The sequence below is a fragment of the Synechococcus sp. CBW1002 genome, from assembly GCF_015840915.1.
Classification (GTDB): domain Bacteria; phylum Cyanobacteriota; class Cyanobacteriia; order PCC-6307; family Cyanobiaceae; genus CBW1002.
In genome coordinates this window covers 505,208-525,291 of record NZ_CP060398.1, presented here as the reverse complement: position 1 = coordinate 525,291, position 20,084 = coordinate 505,208, and the positions used below count along the sequence as shown (strand labels likewise).

20 protein-coding genes and 1 pseudogene are annotated in these 20,084 nt (G+C 66.0%); 11 read left to right on the top strand and 10 right to left on the bottom strand.

The genetic code is table 11. The features are described 5' to 3' along the window. Positions 1-434: 434 nt before the first annotated feature. Genes H8F24_RS02435 through H8F24_RS19850 form a run of 3 tightly spaced genes read left to right on the top strand, consistent with a single transcriptional unit; the run spans position 435 to position 1,935 of the window. Positions 435-854: a hypothetical protein gene (locus H8F24_RS02435; protein WP_197170802.1), complete on the top strand. Its 420-nt coding sequence runs from the start codon at positions 435-437 to the stop codon at positions 852-854. Further along, positions 809-1,426 (top strand): ISAs1 family transposase, encoded by a 618-nt coding sequence (locus H8F24_RS19855; RefSeq protein ID WP_197158602.1) that lies wholly within the window; start codon positions 809-811, stop codon positions 1,424-1,426. Before H8F24_RS02435 ends, H8F24_RS19855 begins: the two co-directional genes overlap by 46 nt. Further along, positions 1,423-1,935 carry an ISAs1 family transposase gene (locus tag H8F24_RS19850; protein WP_197171942.1) on the top strand — a complete coding sequence of 171 codons (513 nt, stop codon included), beginning with the start codon at positions 1,423-1,425 and terminating at the stop codon, positions 1,933-1,935. The genes H8F24_RS19855 and H8F24_RS19850 overlap by 4 nt, the downstream gene beginning before the upstream one ends. On the opposite strand, the gene H8F24_RS02420 is transcribed toward H8F24_RS19850, so the two are convergent. Genes H8F24_RS02420 through H8F24_RS02410 form a run of 3 tightly spaced genes read right to left on the bottom strand, consistent with a single transcriptional unit; the run spans position 1,907 to position 5,713 of the window. Beyond that, a complete protein-coding gene (locus tag H8F24_RS02420; RefSeq protein WP_197170800.1) occupies positions 1,907-2,470 on the bottom strand; it encodes a hypothetical protein in 564 nt (187 codons plus the stop codon). The two genes, H8F24_RS19850 and H8F24_RS02420, sit on opposite strands and share 29 nt — an antisense overlap. Positions 2,471-2,505: 35 nt before the next feature. Beyond that, the gene (locus H8F24_RS02415) at positions 2,506-4,149 is read right to left on the bottom strand and encodes a DUF2079 domain-containing protein (protein WP_231598047.1); all 1,644 of its coding nucleotides are present in this window, start codon (positions 4,147-4,149) and stop codon (positions 2,506-2,508) included. Positions 4,150-4,165: 16 nt separating this feature from the next. Then, entirely contained in the window at positions 4,166-5,713 is a 1,548-nt protein-coding gene (locus H8F24_RS02410) for a glycosyltransferase family 39 protein (protein ID WP_231598046.1), read from the bottom strand. A 146-nt stretch (positions 5,714-5,859) separates the two neighbouring features. On the opposite strand from H8F24_RS02410, the gene H8F24_RS02405 reads away from it, so the two are divergent. The 3 genes from H8F24_RS02405 to H8F24_RS02395 all read left to right on the top strand — a co-directional run bounded on the left by H8F24_RS02405 (position 5,860) and on the right by H8F24_RS02395 (position 10,238). Further along, the gene (locus tag H8F24_RS02405) at positions 5,860-7,449 is read left to right on the top strand and encodes an iron uptake porin (protein ID WP_197158604.1); all 1,590 of its coding nucleotides are present in this window, start codon (positions 5,860-5,862) and stop codon (positions 7,447-7,449) included. Positions 7,450-7,840: 391 nt separating this feature from the next. Then, on the top strand, positions 7,841-9,427 hold the full coding sequence (locus H8F24_RS02400; protein ID WP_197158605.1) for an iron uptake porin: 1,587 nt from the start codon (positions 7,841-7,843) through the stop codon (positions 9,425-9,427). Positions 9,428-9,554: 127 nt separating this feature from the next. Then, positions 9,555-10,238 (top strand): J domain-containing protein, encoded by a 684-nt coding sequence (locus H8F24_RS02395; RefSeq protein ID WP_231598045.1) that lies wholly within the window; start codon positions 9,555-9,557, stop codon positions 10,236-10,238. Positions 10,239-10,284: 46 nt separating this feature from the next. Here H8F24_RS02395 and H8F24_RS02390 read toward each other — a convergent pair whose 3' ends face one another. Next, positions 10,285-10,536 (bottom strand): NAD(P)H-quinone oxidoreductase subunit O, encoded by a 252-nt coding sequence (locus H8F24_RS02390; RefSeq protein ID WP_197158607.1) that lies wholly within the window; start codon positions 10,534-10,536, stop codon positions 10,285-10,287. 53 nt (positions 10,537-10,589) lie between these two features. On the opposite strand from H8F24_RS02390, the gene H8F24_RS02385 reads away from it, so the two are divergent. Beyond that, positions 10,590-11,843: a cation:proton antiporter gene (locus H8F24_RS02385; RefSeq protein WP_197158608.1), complete on the top strand. Its 1,254-nt coding sequence runs from the start codon at positions 10,590-10,592 to the stop codon at positions 11,841-11,843. Positions 11,844-11,876: 33 nt separating this feature from the next. Then, complete coding sequence (locus H8F24_RS02380; protein ID WP_197170796.1) at positions 11,877-12,812, top strand: TIGR01777 family oxidoreductase; 936 nt, start codon at positions 11,877-11,879, stop codon at positions 12,810-12,812. Here H8F24_RS02380 and H8F24_RS02375 read toward each other — a convergent pair. Genes H8F24_RS02375 through H8F24_RS02360 form a run of 4 tightly spaced genes read right to left on the bottom strand, consistent with a single transcriptional unit; the run spans position 12,769 to position 15,283 of the window. Next, the gene (locus H8F24_RS02375) at positions 12,769-13,026 is read right to left on the bottom strand and encodes a hypothetical protein (RefSeq protein WP_197170794.1); all 258 of its coding nucleotides are present in this window, start codon (positions 13,024-13,026) and stop codon (positions 12,769-12,771) included. The two genes, H8F24_RS02380 and H8F24_RS02375, sit on opposite strands and share 44 nt — an antisense overlap. Beyond that, a complete protein-coding gene (locus H8F24_RS02370) occupies positions 13,019-14,323 on the bottom strand; it encodes a lipid-A-disaccharide synthase-related protein (protein ID WP_197170792.1) in 1,305 nt (434 codons plus the stop codon). The genes H8F24_RS02375 and H8F24_RS02370 overlap by 8 nt, the downstream gene beginning before the upstream one ends. Further along, entirely contained in the window at positions 14,320-14,739 is a 420-nt protein-coding gene (locus H8F24_RS02365) for a tetratricopeptide repeat protein (protein WP_197158612.1), read from the bottom strand. The genes H8F24_RS02370 and H8F24_RS02365 overlap by 4 nt, the downstream gene beginning before the upstream one ends. A 58-nt stretch (positions 14,740-14,797) precedes the next feature. Beyond that, on the bottom strand, positions 14,798-15,283 hold the full coding sequence (locus H8F24_RS02360; protein WP_197170790.1) for an iron-sulfur cluster assembly accessory protein: 486 nt from the start codon (positions 15,281-15,283) through the stop codon (positions 14,798-14,800). Positions 15,284-15,559: 276 nt separating this feature from the next. On the opposite strand from H8F24_RS02360, the gene zds reads away from it, so the two are divergent. Genes zds through H8F24_RS02345 form a run of 3 tightly spaced genes read left to right on the top strand, consistent with a single transcriptional unit; the run spans position 15,560 to position 18,047 of the window. Further along, a complete protein-coding gene (zds, locus tag H8F24_RS02355) occupies positions 15,560-17,062 on the top strand; it encodes a 9,9'-di-cis-zeta-carotene desaturase (protein ID WP_197170789.1) in 1,503 nt (500 codons plus the stop codon). Between the two features lie 18 nt (positions 17,063-17,080). Continuing rightward, a complete protein-coding gene (locus H8F24_RS02350; protein ID WP_197158615.1) occupies positions 17,081-17,560 on the top strand; it encodes an SRPBCC family protein in 480 nt (159 codons plus the stop codon). Further along, positions 17,481-18,047 (top strand): hypothetical protein, encoded by a 567-nt coding sequence (locus tag H8F24_RS02345; protein WP_197158616.1) that lies wholly within the window; start codon positions 17,481-17,483, stop codon positions 18,045-18,047. Before H8F24_RS02350 ends, H8F24_RS02345 begins: the two co-directional genes overlap by 80 nt. A 9-nt stretch (positions 18,048-18,056) precedes the next feature. Here the strand turns inward: H8F24_RS02345 and H8F24_RS19045 are convergent, their stop codons facing one another. Continuing rightward, complete coding sequence (locus tag H8F24_RS19045; RefSeq protein ID WP_370594809.1) at positions 18,057-18,827, bottom strand: uroporphyrinogen-III synthase; 771 nt, start codon at positions 18,825-18,827, stop codon at positions 18,057-18,059. 885 nt (positions 18,828-19,712) lie between these two features. Then, positions 19,713-20,057, bottom strand: a pseudogene (locus H8F24_RS20060) (glycosyltransferase family 2 protein); the annotation flags it as partial. Between the last annotated feature and the right edge of the window lie 27 nt (positions 20,058-20,084).

Sequence of the window (20,084 nt, the reverse complement as noted above, 5' to 3'; positions counted from 1 at the left end):
AGGCATCGCCGGCTGTCATCCATCCCCGAGGAGGAGGTGTCCATGAGTCCCAGTTGTTCGACCCAGGGTCTGCTGATCGCGGAGAACGCCGGCTGATCGCGGCGCCACCCCCTTGATCAAACGGTTCCGCGCCAAGAGCGGACCCGGCGAGAGCCCCCGGATGCCTCTAAGGCAGCCGGGGGCATCGTTTTGATTCACTGATATGGCCACCCCCGTCTTGTCCCCGAAACGCGGTAAGGCTGATGAAGAACCGCCCTTGAGGACCTATCCTGCTTCAAGAGCGGCCGCGCCGAACGGTGATGAATCTGTTTCGGTACGTTCGCTGGTTATACAGCTGCAGCGGTGGACCGAGATCCTGGAGGCTTACGCTGCAGGTCACCTACTCCGGACTTTGCTCACTGGTTCCACCACTGTTCATCACCTTTGTGATCTCCTTGCAGAAGCAGATCATTGACAAGGGTGGGAGTATCAACAGATCAGACCTGAAGGCTCTGGGAATTGCAACAGCCTTTGCGTTGGTGCTGCTGATCAGTCGTGCCCTTGTGACCAGAAGCACCGACGACGAGCTGAGCCAACAGCGGAGTCAGTATTTTGAAGCGATGCTGGAAAGGTATGTGATCAGTCATCGGGCCCGGACCTCCACCAGCAGTGAGATTGAGCTCGATCTCGAAAGGCTCGACAGGGTCTCCAACTTGTTGGGTCGCCAGGCCTATCTGGTGAGGGGGCAGGGTCTATTAGAAGTCTGTCCCAATAGGTCTGGCGGTGGCGCCCCGCCTACGGTGACCTGCGCGGGACCCGCTCTTGACCCTTGGCCTCTGAGCCCGCCGCCAACCCTGCTGCAGCAGGCGATCTGATCAGCTTTCTCCTGGTGCTGCCGGACTGCCGGATGCGCCGCGGCATCCGCTTCCCCCAGTGGTGGATGCTGCTGGTGGCCATCCTGGCGATCCTCAGCGGCCAGGGATCGCTGGTGGGCATGGAGCGTTTTGCAAAGCGCCACCGGCAGACGCTCAACGAGCTGTTGGGCACTGACTTCGGCAAGTCGCCGTCTGACTCCACCTTTCGGCTGCTGCTGGCCCAGCTGGATGTGGCGGGCTTTGAAACCCTCCTGCGTGACTGGATGGCGGCCCAGCCGGGCGTGGCCGAGGGGCTCGACACCCTGGTCTGTGATGGCAAGACGCTGCGGGGCTCCATCGCTGAAAACACCTCTGGCGCAGCGAAGTTCATTGCCCAGGTGAGCCTGTACTCCCAGACGCTGGGCGTGGCGATCGCCCAGACCACCTACGCCACCGATACCGGTGGCGAAATCCAGGCGCTGCGCCAGCTGCTGGAGGCGGTGGAGCTTGAGGGTGTGCTGGTGCAGGCCGACGCGCTACAGGCGAACCGCCCTTTTTCCTCTATCTCGCCCAGCGCGGCGCCGACTTCCTGATCGCCGTCAATCACAGCCGCCGCAAGGGGTTTCGGCTGATCAGAGACCGGCTCACCTATGGCCGGCGAATCCCGTGGCGCACCAGCAGACGGGAAGTGAAACGGGGCCGTGACATCACCTGGACCCTGCGGGCGATGCCCGCACCGGAGTGGGTGGTGGAGCAGTGGCCGGGCAGCGCCACGATCATCGCCGTGCGCAGCCACGGCATCCGTGATGGCAAGCCGACGGATGAGACCCGTTACTACGTCTCGAGTCTGCGAACCGGAGCCAAGGCCCTGTTGCGGCACGTCAGAGACCGGTGGTCGATTGAGAACAGCTGGCACTGGGTGCGCGATGTGGCGCTACCGGAAGACGGCCACCGCTACCGGGAGGACAACGGCGTCCAGATCCTGGCCACCCTCCGCAGCCTGGCGATCAATGCCCTGCGGCTCGATGGGATCTGGTCGATCACCGAGGCCATCGCTGCCCTCGCGCACGACATCAAGGGTCTGCTGAGGCTGCTGGGGTGACAGGAAGCCGCGAAGAAACAGCCATCAGGATGACTTCTAATAGGCCCTGGTAGTGCACCCCTGCGTCCGTGCTGGTTCGCTCGGGCTGGAACCAGCAGGGCATCGGAAAGGCACGGATCCTTGCTTCTGCCGTGGCATCGTCTGGATTCAGGCAGATGGTTTCCGGCATGGAGAGGCCCAGTTCCGTGACCAGCCGCATCACCTTGCTTCTGTTCGCCAGAAGCCTGGTGGCCTCCAGGCGCTGCGGATCGGGAAAGAATTCGTGCTCCTTCTGGCCGAAGCTGTGGCAGGAGAGGCTCTGGATGCCCTGGCAGGCGGTGTGGCTCAGTTCCATTCCCCAGATCACGTCCTGGGTTGGCTCCAATCCTGCTCGCCTGAAATGGCGGGTCACCATCGGATACAGCCCCTGGAGCTGCTTCGGCATCTGAATCCGATCCCCCTGCTCCGTCAGGGCCAGGGCCTGCGAGGCCACCTCCAGCGTCCTGTGGCGCGAGGTGGGCCCGAGGCTGCGTGCATCGTGGTGGAACAGACGCATCGAAGGGGAGTTCGGCTCTCGTGTCGGTGATGCCCTCAGTCCGGCGTTGTTCCGGATTCCCCTGTTCGGAGGAACGTCTTGATGTCTTGCCTGTCCCCTTTGCGGGTGGGGGCTCCTCGTTCCAACACCACCACGCCGTCATCGAGGGCACGGATGCCGTAGGTGCCCTTCTCGAGCATCTGCTGCACCCGTTTCACGGCCTTGCGGTATTGCTGCCGGTCCCCCGCGAAGGCCGCTCCGTAGCGCTGCAGCCAGTCGAGATCCACGGCGATCCACTCCACGGGCTGCTCCCTCCCCTGCCGGTCGCGGTAGGCCTGGGCATAGGGGAAGCGCACCAAGGCTTCACGGCGAGCCAGCAAGGGCACGAGCGGGGTGTTCGCCGCCACGGAGGCATCGGCGGGGATCACGGCCAGGGCGCGGCGGGCCGCCTGGCCGTGGCTCCACTTCTCCCATGGCGCCTGATGCACCCACGGCTGGATGCTGTCCGGGATCAGGAAGGAGAGGCTGCGGTTGGGGTTGGCCACTACCGTGAGCAGCAGCGACAGGCCGATCGCACCGATCCAGACGGCCCGGAACCGCCGCCGGTGGAACAGCCCGCCGTGGTTCTGCCACCAGTACACGGTGCCGCTGAACAGGCCAGGCACCACCAGGAACGTGTAGCGGAGGTTGATCGAGAGGGGGTTGTTCGTGCCCTGGGCCAGCAGCAGCCCCAGCAGCGGCAGGCCCATCAACAGCCAGGCGTCGATCGACACCAGCGGCACCAGGGCCAGCGGCAGGGTCTGGACCAGCAGATAGCGCAGTGTGTCCAGAGGGGGGCTCACCAGCTCCCGCAGCAGGATCAGGGGCTGGCGCAGCACCAGCAGCAGCACCTGCAGGCTGCTGGCCTGGTCGCGATCGCCGATGTACTGGCCGAAGTTCTCCACCATGAAGCGGCGGGAGGTGTCCTCGCTGAACAGCGGCATCAGCACATTGGTCACGAGCACCACCCAGCCCCCGCCCCAGGCCGCCAGGGCCAGGGCCAGGGGCCAGCGCTGCCGCTGCCGCACCGCCAGCCAGATCCCCACGCCCACCAGCAGCACCCCGGTGTCCTCCCGCACCAGGGGCATGGCCGCTGCGGCCAGCAGGATCTGCCAGCGGCAACGCCGCTCCAGCCCCAGCAGCAGCAGGAAAAACAGCAGCGGCAACTGGCAGAGGTCGGTGAAGTTGCCCCAGGTGGGGCCGATCACCGCGTTGGCGCCGTAGAAGCTGCAGGTGATCAGGGCCGCCAGGGCCGGCTCGAGCCGCAGCAGGGCGAGCCGGTGCAGCAGCAGACCGGCGCCGCAGACCAGGCTCACCTGCACCAGCGGCAGTGCCCACGGCCCCAGCAGCGCCACCAGCGGAATCCAGAGGGCCAGCACGGGCGTGAAGTGCTGGCCCAGCCGGTGGTAACCCACCGCCGGCAGTTCGTCGCCGTGCACCACGTTGGTGGAGAGCTGCGAGGAAAGGGTGCTCTCGAAGGGATGGCCCCTCCAGCCGTTGTGGAGCACCTGCAGGAAGATCCCCTGGTCGTAGGAGGCGGTGAGCACGCTCAGGCGCCACCACTGCAGCAGCAGGCCCACCACCAGGAAAACCCCGGCCGCGATCCACACCAGTCGCTGGGCCTGGCGTGTTCGCTTGTCGGGGGGCATGTCGATCGGCATGTCCATCTGCGTGGACTCAGGGGGGCGAGGGTTGGGAAGGGGAACCGGGCTCCGGTGGCCGTTCGCTCAGTGGCACCACATACCAGCTCTGCTGCGGCCAGGGGCAGGCGGCAGCCGGGCTGGGGCTGGCCTGGGCCTGCAGCCGGCAGAGGGTGGCCACCAGCTCCTGTTTCTCTTCCCCGTCGGGGAAGGGCCGGAAGCTCTCGATCGTTTCGAGGCTCCCCACCAAAGCCGTGGCGCCCTGCCGCCGCCAGCGGCGGATCGCCTTGGGGCTCACCTTGGCGGGGCTGGTGAGCCAGCCCTGGCGGCGGGCCAGGTTCAGCAGGGTGGGATCGGGACCGCTCACGGCCACGATCCTGGCCCCGGGTGGGGTCTTGGCCTGGATCGCCGCCGCCAGGGGGGCCAGCTGGCGCTGCTGCACCCGCTCCACGCGCCAGTAGTCGAGGCTGAGGATCACCAGGCTCGTGGCCATCAGCAGGCCGAGCAGGCCCAGGCGGATCCGGCGGCCCGCGGGCGTGGGCCAGCGCAGGGCCAGCTGCTCCCAGCCCAGGCCCATCAACGGGCAGGCGAACAGCATCAGCGGCAGCTGGTAGTACTCGTGCACGGCGCTGGAGCGGGCCACCACGGCCCCCGCCCCGAGCACACCGGCCAGGCCCACCACCAGGCTGCCGGCCCGCCGGCGGGGGGCCGCGGCGATGCCGAGCAGCAGCAGCGGCAGCCCCAGCACCGCCAGGTTGCGCAGGCTGATCCGCAGCAGCAGCTCACTCCAGTAGCGCCAGCCCAGCAGCGCAAGCGGGCTCACGCGGTCCGCATCCCCCCCCCAGAAGCCGAAGCTGAGGCCGCTGGCCTGGCCCAGCTGGTGGGCATGCCAGTACCAGAGCGCCGACACGGCCACGGCCGAGAGGGCGAACAGGCCTGCCGCCAGCCAGGGCCGGGGGCGGTTGGGGCGCTCGGCGCAGCCGCGCCACCACTGCCACAGCAGCGGCAGCCCGAGCCACACCAGCGGGAACACCTTGAGCAGGCAGGCCCCCGTGAAGCCGAGCCAGCACAGCAGCAGATCCGTCCAGCGCCGACCCTCCTGCCAGGCCAGCAGGCGCTCGAAGCTCAGGGCCGCCAGCAGCAGCAGCAGCGCCTCGGCCTGCACGCTGCGGCCGAAGTACACGCTGCTCGGCAGCACCGCATAGAAGAATCCGCCCCACCAGCCGGCGCCGGCACCGAGCAGCCGCGTGCCGATCCGGATCACCAGCCAGAGGGTGAGCAGGCTGCACACCACCGCCAGAGCGCGGGCCAGCCACTCGTGCACGCCGAACAGGCGGTAGAGCAGGGCAGTCAGATAAGGAGACAGGGGGAACTCGCTTTCCACATATCCGGGAGAGGCCCCGGCCCAGTCGATCTGAGGAAGCCAGAACACGAGGCCGTTCCCGGCGAAGTGGCGTGCCATGGCCGCCGTGTCCGCCTGACGCCAGCTGTGGACACCCACGATCGGCATCCAGAGCTGCACCAGCCGCAGCGCGGCACCCAGACCCAGAGGCAGCCAGGGACCCGGGTCTCTGGATCGGTGCATCCCCGGGGCTGGCAGCAGGCGCTCACCCTATGTCCAGAGCACCAGGCCGCTGGTCATTGCCCGGAGTGGCACAGCGGTGCTTGTGGGCTGCCGATCCAGTCGCCATCCTTCGGGTCGGCGCATTGCGCCCTTTGTGTGAGGACCCCATGAAACTCTTTAAGCAACTGCTGGTTGCTCCTGCGGCCCTTGGCTTGCTGGCCCCGATGGCCGCCAACGCCAACGAGCTCAACCTGGACGGCGTCAATCAGTACGCCTCCCAGGAGCAAGTCACCAGCATCAGCCAGTTCTCCGACGTTCGCCCCACCGACTGGGCGTATCAGGCACTCAGCAACCTGATCGAGCGCTACGGCTGCGTCGCCGGCTACCCGAACGGCACCTACAAAGGCGGCCAGGCCATGACCCGCTATGAAGCGGCGGCCCTGCTGAACGCCTGCCTCGACCGGATCACGGAAGTGACCGACGAGCTCAAGCGCCTGATGAAGGAGTTCGAGAAGGAACTCGCCGTGCTCCGTGGCCGCGTCGACGGTCTTGAGGCCAAAGTGGGCGAACTGGAAGCCAACCAGTTCTCCACCACCACCAAGCTGAAAGGTAAGGCCACCTTCGTTCTGGGTGCCAACAGCTTCAACGGCGACGCCACCTTCCTGCGGAACCAGTACCGCTCCGAACTGGGTGCCACCACCTTCAACTACGACGTTCAGCTGGACTTCGATACCAGCTTCACCGGCAAGGATCTGCTGCGCACCCGTCTGCGCGCCGGTAACTTCCGCGACACCACCTACCTGGGTGGCAACGAGTTCGCTCCCAACCCCCTGAGCGCCCTGGAAATCGCCTTCCAGGAAAGTGAGGCCTCGGATAACATCGTGGCGATCAACCGCCTGTTCTATCAGTTCCCGGTTGGCAGCGACTTCACCGTCACCATCGGTGGTCGCGTCCGTCAGGACGACATGCTGGCCATGTGGCCCAGCGTGTACCCCGCTGACACCGTGCTCGACTTCTTCACCTACGCCGGTGCGCCCGCTGCCTACAGCCTGAACCTCGGTTCCGGTGCCGGTATCTGGTGGCAGAAGAACGGCTGGAGCGTCAGCCTCAACTATGTGGCCGCAAACGGCAACGAAGGCAATCCCAACATCGGTGGTATTGGCACCGATGGTTCCGCCCAGACCGGAACCGCTCAGATTGGTTACGCCGCTGAGAACTGGGGCTTGGCCGTGGCCTACACCTATGCCAACGGCATCGGGTTCGCCTCCGGTACCCCCTTCGCCGTGGGCGTCAGCGAGTTCGGTGGTTTTGACAGCAGCAACTCCATCGGCATCAGCGGCTACTGGCAGCCTTCCCAGGCTGGCTGGGTTCCCTCGATCAGCGCTGGCTGGGGGCTGACGGGCTACAACTCTGAAGATGATGCCTTCGGTTTCGATGGTCTTCAGAGCCAGTCCTGGTACGTCGGCCTGCAGTGGGAAGACGTGTTCATCAAGGGTAATGCCGCCGGTATGGCCGTTGGCCAGGGTACCTTCATCACCAGCTTTGGTAATGACTCCGACATCAAGGATGCCCTTGGTGACACCCCCAACGACGGCAACTACGTCTGGGAGTGGTGGTACAAGTTCCAGGTGACCGATAACATCTCCGTCACCCCGGCCATCTACTACCTCAGCGCTCCTCTGGGTCAGCTCCAGAAAGTCAATGGCGATACCTTCAATCAGTTCGGCGGTCTGGTCAAGACCACCTTCAAGTTCTGATCAGGGCATGAGCTTGGCAGGGAGAATTGTTAACGCTTTTCTCCCTCCTTGTTCAGTTTGACTGACTTTCTCCGTCGATTCCATCGGCGCTAGCGCAGGCTCCTCACACACCATGCCTTGCTGCAATTAATGCGCCAGGATTTTCTTGCTTTGCAACCTGTGCTTTAAGTACCACGCACCCCGAGCATTCTTCCTTTCTTCGTTTTCCCTGTCCCGGTGAGCTTGTCTCGCCGGTTTTTTTGTGCTGATCTGATCTTGCGCTCGGAGCTCAGTCTGGTATCGCAGGGCACTCCGGTCTGTGCTCGCACTGCAGGCGCTCTGCTGTTGTTTCCGTCAGGATGTCGCGGCTGATCCATTGGATCGGCCCCCTCAATTTGGTGTGAGGATCTCGATGAAACCCTTCCAGAAATTTTTTCTGGCGCCAGCGGCCTTGGGTCTGCTATCGCCCCTGGCTGCCAACGCCAACGAACTCAACCTGGATGCCGTCAACCAGTACGCTTCCCAGGAGCAAGTCACTAGCATCAGCCAGTTCTCCGACGTTCAGCCCACCGACTGGGCCTATCAGGCACTCAGCAATCTGATCGAGCGCTACGGTTGCGTCGCCGGCTACCCGAACGGCACCTATAAAGGTGGACAGGCCATGACCCGCTATGAAGCGGCGGCCCTGCTGAACGCCTGCCTCGACCGGATCACTGAAGTGACCGACGAGCTCAAGCGCCTGATGAAGGAGTTCGAGAAGGAGCTCGCCGTGCTCCGTGGCCGCGTCGATGGCTTGGAGGCCAAGGTGGGAGAGCTGGAGGCCACCCAGTTTTCCACCACCACCAAGCTCTCGGGCGAAGCCACCTTCTTGCTGGGTGCTTACGCCTTTGGCGGTAGCGCTGGAGAGGCGCGCGATCTGGCTCGTGAAGAATATGGGGCCACTGTTTTTGTTTACGACGTTCGCCTGAACTTCGATACCAGCTTCACGGGCAAGGACCTGCTGAGAACTCGTCTGCGTGCCGGCAACTGGGCATCCAGCGCTTTCGATGGCCCTACCGATTTCCGCAGCCTGAAGTTCGATAAGTCGTTCGAGTCTGACGCTGGCCCTAACGTGGTTGATATCGACCGCTTGTACTACACCTTCCCGGTGGGCGACCAGCTCAAGTTTACTCTTGGTGCTCGAGCTCGTAATACAGAGCTCTTGGCTCTTAAGCCTGTTGTTTATAAGTCCGATCTCCTGGACTTCTTTACTGGCACCTTTGGCGCTTCGGGTACCTATAATAAGGAGACTGGCGCCGCAGTTGGTGCTATCTGGAAGCAGAAGGTGAAGAAGGGGAATCCCTACCTCGCGGCTGCGGTGAACTACGTCGCCAAGAATGCTGCCAATGGGAACCCTGGTGAAGGTGGCGTGGGGACCGACAACTCCGCAGCTTCCTTCATGGCTCAGCTGGGCGGGGCTGGTAAAAACTGGGGCTTAAGTGCCGCTTACCGCTATGGCCAGTGTGGTACTAATCTTCGCTCTGGTACCGGCTACACCTACCGTGCGTCCAGGGTGGGTTGCGATGATCTAGGCAATGGTGGTGGCAGCACCAACAACTTTGCTGTCAGCGCCTACTGGCAGCCCTCTGAGTCTGGCTGGGTCCCTTCGATCAGCGGTAGCTGGGGAATCAGTACCTTCAGCGACAGCTATAAAGTTGCCACCGATACCCAGGCTGCTCAGTCCTGGATGGTGGGTCTGCAGTGGAGTGATGTGTTCGTGAAGGGGAATAACGCGGGTATGGCCGTTGGTCAAGCTCCCTTCACTACCTCTGCCTTCAGCGATACCACCCCCCAAGACGGCAACTATGTCTGGGAGTGGTGGTACAAGTTCCAAGTCACCGACAACATCAGTGTGACCCCCGCGCTGGTGTATCAGAGCCGTCCTCTTGGTCAGAACACGCCCTCAGGAAAGAGTCTCGATTCCCTCGGCGGAGTGGTCCAAGTGGGCTTCAAGTTCTGATTGCCTGATTGCTTCACTCCTCACACATCACAAGTCGTTTGCCTCCCGCGTCAGCGGGGGGCTTTTTTTATGGGGCGCCCCTGTGCTGCCTGCGGTGAAAATGGAGCCTGATCCCGTGCCGTTGCCCTTGTCTGCGTTCCAGCCCGCCCGTGATCCCTACCAAGTCCTGGGGGTGGCCAGCTCCGCTAGTGCCGCCGAGATCAAGGCGGCTTACCGCGCTCTGGTGAAGCAACACCATCCCGACGCCGGCGGCGGCGACGACACGATCCTGGCCCTCAATGCGGCCTGGGAGGTGCTGGGCGATGGTGAGCGGCGCCGGTGCTACGACGGCCATCGCGGTCGGGGGGCCGCGGCAGCCAGCGGGACCGGTGGCGGCGCACGTCGAGCAGCCCCGCGCCGCGGCGACAAGGACGATGGACTGTTGCTGGCCTGGTTGCAGCAGGTCTATGCACCGATTGATCGCTTGCTCGGGCAGGTGATCAATCCCTTCCCAGCCCAGCTGCGGGAGCTGGCAGCGGATCCCTATGACGATCGCCTGATGGAGGCGTTCTGTGGGTTTCTGGCCCAGAGCCAGGCCAAGATCGAGAAGGTGGAGGCGCTGTTTGGGTCACTGCCCTGCCCATCCTCGGCAAAGGGCTTTGGCCTCAGCCTCTATCACTGCCTCAGCCAGGTGAAAGACGCCCTGCAGGAGCTGGAGCGCTACACCATGGGATATGTGGACGGCTATCTGCACGATGGCCGCGAGATGCTGCGGGAGGCCAAACAGCGTCGCAGCCTGTTGAAGCAGGAGCGGCGCCGCCTGGAACTCTGAGCTGGAACTCAGAGCTGGAACGCTGAGAGATACAGCCGTCGCTGGCTCAGGCGGCGTAGGCCTCGAGTTGATCCAGCCGCAGCCACACATCAGGAACGGGGCGGTTCCAGCGCAGCTGGGCGTACTCGCCCTTCACGAGCAGGATCTCGCCGGGCCCCGCAAAGAGGTAGTCAGGCGGTGCCGGATCGCTCGCCGTAGCCTCAAGGCTGCCGCAGTAGGCGGCCCGGTTCACCCGCACCAGGCTTCCCTTCTTCAACGGAGGTGGGCTGCTGGTGGTGTCGGTCATCGATTCAGCCATCGGTGGCTGCTGGACTCAGTCCACGCTAGGACCCCTGCAGCTCAACCACGCCCATGTCCCCCACTCTGGCCTTGCTGCTGGCCGTGTTTGGCGCCCTGATGCTGGTTGCCGTGCTGCTCGACGACATGGCGGCCCGTCTGCGGGTCCCTGGCGTACTGCTGGTTCTGGTGCTTGGTCTGCTCACCGATAACGATCTCGATGCCATCACCGGCCTTGAGGCCCAGCCGCTGCTCACCCTCGCCAGTGCTGATCAGATCGCCCAGGTCGCGCTTGTGCTGGTGCTGTTCTTCGGTGGGCTCACCACCAACTGGCGCGAGCTCCGGGCCGTGCTTCAGCCGGCCGCCCGGCTGGCAAGCCTGGGGTCATTGGTGACGGCCCTGTTGATCACGGGGGTGGTGATGGCCCTGGGCTCCCTGGCGAGCGACGAATCGCCGATGAGTTTCCCTTTGGCTCTGTTCGTTGGTGCGATGGTCTGCAGCACCGACGCTTCCGCCGTTCTGGCCCTGTTGCGCCCTCTGTCGGGGCGGTTGCCGAAGCGCCTGATCGATCTGATCGAGTGCGAGTCCGCCTTCAACGACCCCGTGGCGGTGGTGCTGGCCGGTGTGGCGATGGCGATGGCAGGAGCCGGCGGGGCATCGGGGCTGGCGACGCCCTCCTCCCTGGTCACTGAGGTGATGCGTCAGTTTCTGCTGGGAATCCTGTTGGGCTTTCTGGGCGGCAGCCTGGCCCGTCAGCTGCTGGCGGCGCGGCGTTCGCTCACCAGCCCGGCGCTGTTGGCTGTGGTGAGTCTGGCGGTGCTGATGTTGCTGGTGGGCGGGACCCAGCTGTTGGGCGGCAGTGGCCTGCTGGCGGCCTACATCGCTGGTCTGGTGCTGGGGAACAGCGCCGATTCCGAGCGGTTGGTGCTGGAGGAGGCCCACGCCGGCTTCGCCAAGATGGCGGAGCTGCTGCTGTTCCTCTGCATGGGACTGGTGGTGAGCGCCGATGCAGTGGTGGAGTCGTCCCTGCATGTGCTGGTGCTGTTCGGCTCGATGCTGCTGGCCCGCTGGCTGATGGTGGAACTGGTGCTGGCGCGTTCCGGCTTCCCCCGCAATTCCCGGCTGTTCATTTCTTTCTCTGGTCTGCGCGGCGCGGTGCCGATCGCCCTGGCGATCCAGGCCGCGGCCAGCTCCGTCCCCTGGGGGGATGCGATGCCTCCCCTGGCCCTGGGGGTGGTGTTGCTGGGCCTGCTGGGACAGGGTTTTCTGCTGGTGCCACTGGCGCAACGGCTGGGACTGGCCACCGCCGCGGAGCCGCCGCAGACCTAGCCTCGCGGCATTCCATCGCATCGATCGACGGGCGTGCGTTTGCTGTTGCTGGGTTGTTCAGGTTTCGTGGGGCGCGAGTTGGTCCCGTTCCTGCTGGAACTGGGCCATTCGATCGTGCTCGTGAGCCGCCAGGCCCAGCCGTTCCCCCATCTGCTCGGGGAGCGCTTCGCGGCCATGCAGCTCAACCCAGCGGACGTCACCACCTGGCAGCGATCCGAGCTGCTGCAGGTCTTGGCCGAGGCCGATGGAGTGGTCAATCTTGCCGGGGAGCCGATTGCCGAGAAGCGCTGGAGTGCGTCCCAGCGGCAGCTGCTGCTCGACAGCCGTCTGAGCACCACCAACGGTCTGGTGCAGGCGATGGCCGGCCTCAGGCGCCCCCCGGCCGTGCTGGTCAACGCCTCGGCGGTGGGGTACTACGGCACCAATCTGGAGAAGCGGTTTTCCGAGTCGAGTCCCGCGGGGGCAGATTTCCTTGCTGATGTCTGCCGGCAGTGGGAGGCGGCGGCCGATCGGGCGCCAGCGGGCTGCCGGGTGGTGAAGCTGCGCATCGGCATTGTGCTGGGCCCCGATGGTGGTGCCCTGGCCAAGATGTTGCCGGTGTTCCGGGCCGGTTTCGGCGGTCCGATCGGCTCAGGCCGGCAGTGGATGAGCTGGATCCACCGTCATGACCTCTGTCGCCTGATCGGTGCGGCCCTCGAGGATGGAGGCTTCAGTGGGGTCTACAACGCGGTGGCACCGGAGCCCACCACCATGGCCTCGTTCGCGGCGGCCCTGGGCAAGGCTCTGGGCCGCCCCAGTCTCCTGCCTGTTCCCGGCCCGATCCTGCAGCTGTTGCTCGGCGATGGCGCCCAGGTGGTGCTCGAGGGCCAGCGAGTCGTGTCGGAGCGGCTGCAGCCGCAGGGTTTCAGCTTTCACTACCCGGAGCTCAACGCTGCCCTCGTCGCTGCCACCAGCCCAGCGCCCCACTGATCAGGGCAGCGGCCATCAACAGACCGATCGCCGGCGTGAACAGGGGCTCCCAGAGCCCTTGAAACACTCGCAGCGGTGCCTCGATCTCCTGGCTGTGCAAGACCACCGCCAGGGCGAACCAGCCGGCACCGGTCAGCACCACGAACACATCGATCACCAGCACGGTGTCGAGGGCACCCTTGAGCCGCTGAAGAATTGTGGGGGTGTCAGCCATGGGCGGCACAGGACTCCTGGGGCAACAGGGTCATGATCGCTGCGGCCATGCGCTGGGTGCCGGCGGCCTCGCCGATCCGCTCCAGACCCAGCTGATGCAGCTGCCGGCGCCATTGAGCCCCGCGTTCGGCATCAGCCAGCTCTTCCAGCAGTCGCGCGGCCAGAGCCGCACTGGCGCGCAGGGTGTCGAGCATGCCGGCCTCACCAGGAGCACACACCACCCCGGGGCCAAGCAGGCGGCGCTGCGCCTCGGCGAAGCCCTCTGTGAACTGGGGGCCCTGGCCGGCCAGCTGCAACACCGGTTTTCCCAGCCCAACGGCCTGCTCGGTGGCGGTCCCGGCCATGGCCAGCACCAGATCGCTCTGCCGCAAAAGGGAGGCGAATCGATCCCAGCCTAGCTCCAGCCGCAGCTCCTCACGCTGCATCCAGAGGCCCTGGGGTTGATCGGCGGAGCCCTGCAGTTGCCAGCCCAGTCGCTGGGCCAGGGCTGCCAGGCGCTCGCTGTCGAGGTGCTGCACCAGAGCCGCCCGCAGACACAGCCGTGACGGCTGCCTCAGCTCCTGCGGCAGCAGGATGAGCAGGTGCAGCATCAGCTCCAGGTTCTGCTCGGCTTCCGGCAGGCGACTGCCGGGCAGCAGGACCAGGCTCTGTGGTGCAGCACTGGCGTTCCTGGCTTCGTCCGTGGGCGTGGCGCTGTCGATCGCTTCGGCATCTCCAGGCCCTGCCGGCGCTCCGGTCCCGGAGCCATCTGCCACCAGATCAAAGAAGGGGTTGCCCAGGAACAGCACCGGCCGCCCCAGCTGCTGGCTCAGGTCAGTGGCGGTGAGGGCGTCGCGGCTCCACACCTGCAGCAGGCGGCGCCGCCGCAGGATCCAGCCGCAGGGCCAGGGCAGCCGCAGGCGGCCTTCGTAGTGGCTGGAATACGCCACCAGATACACGACGCCTCGGCAGCCGGTCAGCCACCAGGCCAGCAACGGCACCACGTCGCCCACGATCACCACCAGATCGGTCTGCTTGCGCCGCCGCCACAGACGCAGCAGCTGCCCGAACAGGTACACCACCTGACCCTGGGCCAGTTCGGTGAGGCGCCCGCGCAGACTGGTGTAGCCGAGCCCACCGGTGCTGAAGGAGCGGGTGCGGCCCAGCACGGCGATGCCGGCCTGGCGGTAGGGCTCGCCATGGCCCACCAGGGGCAGGGCGCTCACCTGGATCCCCGGCTGCTGGATCAGGGCCCGGCCGAGCAGGGCGCCACTGAGGTCTTCCCCGTGGCCGTTGCTCAGCAGCAGCAGGCGTGTCAACCCTGCAGCCACCGCTGCACCTTCTGCATGGCCGGCCAACCTGGCTTGCGCTGCAGGCCATCGGCCATCGAGTCGTTCAGTTCAGCAGCCAGTTCCGGTGCCATCTGCATCACCCGCTGCACCATCTCGATCTGTTCGCGCACCCCCTTGGAATCGGTCTCGAGCAGGGCCAGGCAGAGGTTGATGCGGGCCTGGGGATCCTGGGGATTGAGCTTCACGGCCGTGCGGGCCGAGCGCAGGGCGTCGTCGGCCTGGCCTTCCAGCAACTGCAGCCAGGCCAGGCAGGTCCAGCCCGCCGACTGGCGGGGAGCCTGCTGGGTGATCGCCTGGAATTCTCCGATCAACTCGGCGGACGGCCCACCCTGCTGATAGCGGGCGATGGCCGCATCGAAGCGGGATTCAAAGGTGGCCGTCATCGGCGGGAGCGAAGCCTCGGGATCTCAGATTCCCATGTCGGCCGTCGCAGCCCAGGGCTCAGACGGCAAAGGAACTGCCGCAGCCGCAGGTCTGGGTGGCGTTGGGGTTGGTGAAGTTGAAGCCGCCACCGATCAGGGCGCTGGAGAAGTCGAGCTGCATGCCGTAGATGTACAGCAGGCTCTTGGGGTCGCAGACCACCTGGAAGGCAGCCGATCCGTCGGGTTCGTAGGTGTACTGCTCGTCATCGGAGCGGATCTGGTCGGCATCGATGAAATCCATCGTGTAGCTCATACCGCTGCAACCGCCTGAGCGCACGCCCACCCTCAGCACTTTGCTGTCCCCCTGCTGGCTCGTCAGGGCGGCCAGCTGCTTCATGGCCGGCTCGGTGATCAGGATGCCCCGGCCGTCCTTGCCGGCGGAAGCCTGGGGGGGGGCGGAGGCAGGTTGGCTCGCGGTGGGGGCCGCGATCGTTTCGGTGTTCAAGGTTTCGAGGGTTGCGGATGTCGTAGTTGCGGTTGCGGAGCGCACGGTCTCGGGGCTCATCGCTGGGGCCGCGGATGGGTCATGGCACAACTCTATGGAGCCCTGGCTGCCATTGTTGCTTTCGTGGGTGTCCGCGGCTTTCGCTTCCTTGTGGTCACGAGGGCCATCCGGTCACGAGGCCCATCCGGCGCTGTTGCAGCCATCCCTCTGACTTTCCGTGCTGCTGGGGCTGTCGTCTCGCCGACAGACGCCACAGGCTGGCGGCTGCCTCGACCGGATATCCGCTCGCTGGCGCAGCCGTCTCCATAGAGTCGGCCCAGTTTGGGAATTCAGAGGGTGAGGGTCGCCATCGTGGGAGCGGGGCTGGCGGGACTCTCCGCGGCAGTGGATCTGGTCGATGCCGGTCACCAGGTGGATCTTTACGAGGCCCGGCCCTTCATGGGTGGCAAGGTGGGCAGCTGGGAAGATCCCGAGGGCAACCACATCGAGATGGGGTTGCATGTGTTCTTCTTCAACTACGCCAACCTCTTCGCCCTGATGCGCAAGGTGGGGGCGTTCGAGAACCTCCTGCCCAAGGACCACACCCACCTGTTCGTGAATGCGGGTGGGGATCTGCGCGAACTCGATTTCCGTTTTCCGATCGGCGCCCCCTTCAACGGTCTCAAGGCCTTCTTCACCACCCCCCAGCTCGACTGGATCGACAAGCTGCGCAATGCCCTGGCCCTGGGCACCAGCCCGATCGTGCGCGGACTGGTGGATTACGAGGGGGCGATGCAGGTGATCCGCGATCTCGATCGGATCAGCTTCCAGGAGTGGTTCCTCGGCCATGGAGGCAGCCTGCGCAGCATCGAGCGCATGTGGAATCCGGTGGCCTACGCGCTGGGTTTCATCGATTGCGCCACGATCTCGGCTCGCTGCATGCTCACCATCTTCATGATGTTCGCGGCCAAGACCGAGGCCTCCAAGCTCAACCTGCTCAAGGGGTCGCCCCATCGCTGGCTCACCGGCCCGATCCTGGCCTATATCGAAGCCCGTGGCGGCCGCCTGCACCTACGCCACCGCGTCAAGGAGGTGCACTTTGAGGAGGCACCCGCAGAGCCCGGTGATCCCGCCGTTGCTCCGCTCACCCGGGTCACGGGGCTCACGATGGGAACACCGGCGGGGGATCTGAACGTGCAGGCCGATGCTTATCTCGCCGCCTGTGATGTGCCCGGCATCCAGCGCCTGCTGCCGCAGGCCTGGCGCTGCCACGAGGCTTTTGATGCGATCTACCGGTTGGAGGCCGTGCCGGTGGCCACCGTGCAGCTCCGCTACGACGGCTGGGTCACCGAATTGGGCGATTCCGCCGAGGCGACCGGTCGCCGGGCCGACCTCGCCCATCCGGCCGGTCTCGACAATCTCCTCTACACGGCAGACGCCGATTTCAGTTGCTTCGCGGATCTGGCCCTGGCCAGCCCGGTGGACTACCGCAGGCCTGGCCTGGGCTCGCTGCTGCAATGCGTGCTCACCCCGGGCGATCCCTGGATTCCCAAAAAGACCGAGGAGATCGTGGCCGCCACCGATGCCCAGGTCCGCAGCCTCTTCCCCTCGGCCCGCAACCTGACGCTGGTGTGGAGCAACGTGGTCAAGCTGGCCCAGTCGCTCTACCGCGAGGCGCCAGGGATGGAGCCGTTTCGCCCGGATCAGCGCACCCCGGTGTCCAACTTCTTTCTGGCGGGCAGCTACACCCGCCAGGACTACATCGATTCGATGGAAGGCGCCACCATGAGCGGGCGTCTGGCTGCGGCCGCGATTCTGGACCGCCCGGTTCAGCTCGCCAGCAATGCGGCCGTGGCCTGACCCCTTGCACCTTTCCCCATGGGCCGTTGGCTTGAGCACAGCGTCACCACCGAGATCCAGGCCCCCGCGGATCGGGTCTGGGTGGTGTGGAGCGATCTCGAGGCGATGCCGCGCTGGATGCGCTGGATCGAGTCGGTCAAGACCCTTGATGACCCCGATCTCACCGACTGGACCCTGGCGGCCCAGGGATTTCGTTTTCATTGGAAGGCTCGCATCACCCAGCGGGTCGAGGCCCAGCAGCTGCACTGGGAATCGGTGGGGGGATTGCCGACCCGGGGGGCGGTGCGCTTCTATCCCCAGGGTCCCGGATGCACCACGGTCCGGCTCAGCGTCAGCTATGAGCTGCCGGGGGTGCTTGCACCCCTGATGGAACCCACCATCCTGGGGGGCATTGTCACCAAGGAACTGCAGGCCAACCTTGACCGTTTTCGCGACCTGGTCGAAATCTCCAGCGGCCCTGGCGCTGACCTTGCTGCTGACGGGCTGTCAGGGGATTGAGCTTCCCTTCTCGATCCCCGGCTTTGGCGGCGGCCCTGCATCTGAGGCGCCTGCTCCCGATCGCCAGCCGCCAGCCCGGGAGAACCCTCTGTCCGAACCTCCGCTCGACTCTGCCGGCCTGACTCCCCTGCTCAAGCCCCAGGCCGTGGTGGCTTCCATGGTGGTCGGCCGCCTGGATCCCTTTAGTTCGCCGTTGCTCAGTGCCAACGGCCAGCTCATCTCTGGCCTTCCAGGAGCTCCTGGAACGGAGGTGCGACCTCCACTGCTGTTGCCCGAAGCCTTCCGCTTCAATGGTGTGGTGGCATCCAGTGGTCGGCCGAAGGCTCTTGTCCAGTTCGAATCTGTGAGCGGCAGTCTTGCTCCCGGGGATCAGGGTGGCCGCTCCACCGATCTTCTGCCGCCTGGTTGGTCTGTGCAGGCGGTGGACGTGCAGCAGGGGCGTCTGGTGCTGCGCCAGGCCGACCGCACGATCACGGCTGAGCTTTGAGGGGTTGCCTCAGCCTTGTTCGCTGAGGGCCCTGCAGCAGGCCGCCACCAGTCCGTTGAGGTCATGGGGGTCCGCTTCGGCGTCCACCCGGCCCAGCTCCTGGCGGCAGCGGGCCGTGGTCTGGGGGCCGATCGAAATCACGGCCACGCTGTCCAGCCGCTGGCGCCAGTCGCTCCCGAAGTGGCGCTGCAGCAGCTGGCAGGTGTGGCTCACCGTCTTGCCGCTGCTGAAGGTGATCGCATCCAGGTGGCCGCGCTCCAGAGCCAGCAGGGTCTGCGAGGGCAGGGCCTCAGGGCAGCGCGTTTCGTAGGCGGCCACTTCCACCACCCGGGCACCGGCTTCGCCGAAGGCCTCCGCCAGCACGGTGCGGCCGCCGCTCTGCACCCGTGGCAGCAGCAACCGCAGGCCCCAGGCTGAGACAGGGAAGTGCTCGATCAGGCTGTCGGCGACATAGGCAGGAGGTACGAAGTCTGCAGGGGCGCCGAGATCCTCCAGCTGCCGGGCCGTCTTGCGGCCCACCGCGGCGATGTTGAGGCTGCCGGGGAGGTGCGCCAGGTCGCCGCCGCGGCGGCGCAGCCGCTGCTGCACCGCCTCCACCCCGTTGGCGCTGGACAGGATCAGCCAGTGAAAGTGCTCCAGTTCCGCCAGGGCGTCGTCGAGCGGACCCCATTCATCGGGGGGACCGATCACGAGGGCCGGCAGATCCACGACGCGCGCTCCCATCGCCTCAAACAGAGCGCGAGCTTCCCCCAGCTGTTGCTCCGCCCGGGTCACCGCCACGGTGCGGCCCGTCAACGGGCTGGCAGGCTCCAGCTTCACCAGCGAGGACGCCTGCTGGCGCAGGGCCTCCGCTGCCGAGGTCTTGCCCTGGCTGGTAAGCAGGGCGATCGCCTGACGGAAGCCCTCGCGGGCTGCGGGGATGTCGCCCATCAGCAGGGAAACCACTCCCAGGTTCTGGTGGGCCCCTGCCTGGCTGCTATCGCAGGTGATCGCTCGGCGGTAGGCCGCGGCGGCGGCCTCCAGGTGACCGCAGCGCCGTTCGATCAGACCGAGCTGGATCCAGCCCGGCGCCAGTTCGGGAGCGGCGCCGGTGGCGGCACGGGCCAGTTCGAGGGCTTCGCTCAGGTCGGATGGCGTGGCTGAGGGTCCAGCGTTCTCGGCTTGTTGCAGCAGCAGCGCCGCCAGATTGTGAAAGGCCGCCAGTCGGACCCGCGCCGGCAGGGGCTGGGTGAGGGCTTCGCGATACAGCGTGGTGGCCCGCTGCGGCTGGGATGGCGCCGTGGCGATGGCGAGATGGAGCAGCAGCTCGTAGCGCTCCGCCACCGCTTCAGCGGGGCACTGGGCCAATCCCTGCTCCAGCAGGGACAGCCCCCGTGCCGCGTTGCCGTCACTCACCTCGAGGGCGCCCAGCTTGGCGCAGGCGTAGGGGTCGCCGGGCTTGCGGCGCAGTTCCTGCTCCATCGCCTGGCGCAGGCGCTGGGCCTTGCGTCCATCGGCCAGCAGTTCCGGCCGGTAGCCGTCGTGCAGCAGGGCCGGTTCCGGACAGTCGGCAATGCGCCAGTGGGGTTCCTGCGCCATCAGCGCCATCACGCTGTCGTCCACCAGGGAGTGGTAGGCCTGGCTCCAGTGGATCGCCGGATGGCGGCGGAACAGGCGGCTGACACTGGAATAGGGCGACTGACTGGCCCCCTGCTCCCGTCGCAGCAGGTTGATCAGCAGCAGGTCGGGCTGCTCCATCAGTTGCCGCAGAGCGGGAATGGCCTCGGGGAGCAGCACCTCGTCCGCATCGAGAACCAACACCCACGCGCCCCGGACCCACTCCAGGGCGCGGTTGCGTGCCGGTGCGAAATCGCCGGGCCAGGTGATCGGGTGCACCACGGCGCCACACCGCTCGGCGATCGCCACCGTGTCATCGGCTGAGCCGGTGTCCACCACCACCATCTCGTCGACGAAGTCCCGTACCGAGGCCAGGCAGCGCTCCAGGCAGGCGGCCTCATCGCGCACGATCATCGAGAGGCTGAGCTGAGGCTCGGTGCC

Coding starts and splice junctions, on each gene's coding strand:
- H8F24_RS02350 (WP_197158615.1), top strand. CDS start 17,081: ATGGGCCGTTGGCTTGAGCACAGCGTCACCACCGAGATCCAGGCCCCC.
- H8F24_RS02365 (WP_197158612.1), bottom strand. CDS start 14,739: ATGACGGCCACCTTTGAATCCCGCTTCGATGCGGCCATCGCCCGCTAT.
- H8F24_RS02400 (WP_197158605.1), top strand. CDS start 7,841: ATGAAACCCTTCCAGAAATTTTTTCTGGCGCCAGCGGCCTTGGGTCTG.
- H8F24_RS02405 (WP_197158604.1), top strand. CDS start 5,860: ATGAAACTCTTTAAGCAACTGCTGGTTGCTCCTGCGGCCCTTGGCTTG.
- H8F24_RS02375 (WP_197170794.1), bottom strand. CDS start 13,026: ATGGCTGACACCCCCACAATTCTTCAGCGGCTCAAGGGTGCCCTCGAC.
- H8F24_RS02420 (WP_197170800.1), bottom strand. CDS start 2,470: ATGCGTCTGTTCCACCACGATGCACGCAGCCTCGGGCCCACCTCGCGC.
- H8F24_RS02385 (WP_197158608.1), top strand. CDS start 10,590: ATGTCCCCCACTCTGGCCTTGCTGCTGGCCGTGTTTGGCGCCCTGATG.
- H8F24_RS02360 (WP_197170790.1), bottom strand. CDS start 15,283: ATGAGCCCCGAGACCGTGCGCTCCGCAACCGCAACTACGACATCCGCA.
- H8F24_RS02410 (WP_231598046.1), bottom strand. CDS start 5,713: ATGCACCGATCCAGAGACCCGGGTCCCTGGCTGCCTCTGGGTCTGGGT.
- H8F24_RS02415 (WP_231598047.1), bottom strand. CDS start 4,149: ATGCCGATCGACATGCCCCCCGACAAGCGAACACGCCAGGCCCAGCGA.
- H8F24_RS02390 (WP_197158607.1), bottom strand. CDS start 10,536: ATGGCTGAATCGATGACCGACACCACCAGCAGCCCACCTCCGTTGAAG.